This window comes from Aerococcus sp. L_32, assembly GCF_050689315.1.
Window position 1 is genome coordinate 1 of sequence record NZ_JBOEQF010000442.1, and the last position, 1,577, is coordinate 1,577.

General features: G+C 41.2%; 2 protein-coding genes. Both read right to left on the minus strand.

Features of this window, described 5'->3' with window-relative positions; all coding sequences use genetic code 11:
- Positions 1-1,004, minus strand: a 1,004-nt coding sequence (locus ACRCJ0_RS13750) for an ABC transporter permease (protein ID WP_431390792.1), incomplete at its 3' end; no start/stop codon positions are given.
- Positions 994-1,577 (minus strand): ABC transporter ATP-binding protein (locus ACRCJ0_RS13755; RefSeq protein WP_431390793.1); only part of this gene is annotated, 584 nt, incomplete at its 5' end. The genes ACRCJ0_RS13755 and ACRCJ0_RS13750, both read right to left, overlap by 11 nt.

Consider the following 1,577-nt stretch of genomic DNA (forward strand, 5'->3'; position numbering starts at 1 on the left):
ATAATACTTAAAAGAATAATCGGTGTGATCATTTTATTCACATCTTGTACATTTGAAACAAGTGATCCAAGGAAGGCACCTAACACTGAGTAGGTGATGATCCCCAAGAAGGCTAATAACCCGGACCAACCAATGATAGACGCTGAATTAGACAATAAGGCTGGAATTGTTTGGTCCCCTAATAGCGCTTGTAATTCTGCTGGCATTGGCGTGTTCATGATTGTGATAAAGATGATGCCTAGTAAGATTGCGTAGAAGGCAACTTGTGTCAGCAATACGAGGAAAATTCCCAACATTTTACCCATAAAATGGGTGGTTGATGAAATGGAAGATAGGACGATTTCCATGATGCGTGACCCTTTTTCTACGGCAATTTCTTGTGAAATGATGGAGATGTAGTTCATGACAAACATGAATACGATAAAGGATACAACATAGGCGACACCTGTTCTTACCATAGATTGAATGTCCTGGTCACTGTCGCTGGTACCGGATTCTAAATCAATAGTTTGGCTTTGGATGGCCACATTTGAATCGATTAGATGGCTGGATTCTTCTTCCGTCAGGCCTAATGCTTGCGACCGGTTGGATAATTGAATACTCTCTAATACAGTTTGGAAGCCGGTAGTTGAGATGTTCTTCCCGGTATTACTTTTGTAGAATTCAGCTTGGATGGCTTCCGGATCACTTTCGTCAATGACTAAATAGCCATCAATTTCCTCGTTAACTAGTGCCTCTTGTGCTTGGTCTACATCTTGGTCAAAAATTAATTGGTTCTGTCCGTTGTCTTCCGTTTCAATTGCGCTTACAGTTTGGTCAGTGGCACCAATGATAGATACCGTACCGATTGAATCAGATGCTGTTGCCATACCGATGACGCCTGAAATGATAGCCACTACAGCGACCATCAAGATGGGGCTTAATAATAGCATAACAAATGACCATGAAAAGACATTTTTCTTGTAGACTTCTTCGATAATAATACCCAAACGACTATTTCTCATGACGTCCACCTGCTTCCATTTTAAAGATTTCATCTAAGGTTGGCGGTTGTTGGCTAAAAGATTGGATGTATTCGCCTTTTGAGATGGTCTTGAATAATTCAGGCCCTACATTTTCATCTGATAGGATTAACTTATATTCCCCAGTTGTCAATTGACTAACCGATTCCACCCCTGGTAAGGCTGCTAGGGCTTCTTGATCCCAGCCCTTAGCTTGGACGAACAGTCTTGTTTTCCCGTAGGCATCACGCACATCATTAATTGGCCCGTAAAGTTTCTGCTCCCCGTTATGGATCATAATGACTGAATCACAAACATCTTGGACGTTGGCCATATTATGACTTGAAAAAATGATACATGCGCCTTGATCGCGCAGTCGTAAGATACCTTCCATCAAAAAGCCGGCATTCACTGGGTCTAATCCTGAAAATGGCTCATCTAAAATGACCAATTTTGGTTCATGGATTAAGGTGGCAATCAATTGGACCTTTTGTTGGTTGCCTTTGGATAAGGTTTTAATCCTATCTTTACGGTCACCTTTAACATTGAAGTTTTCTAGCCATTCATCAATTTTGG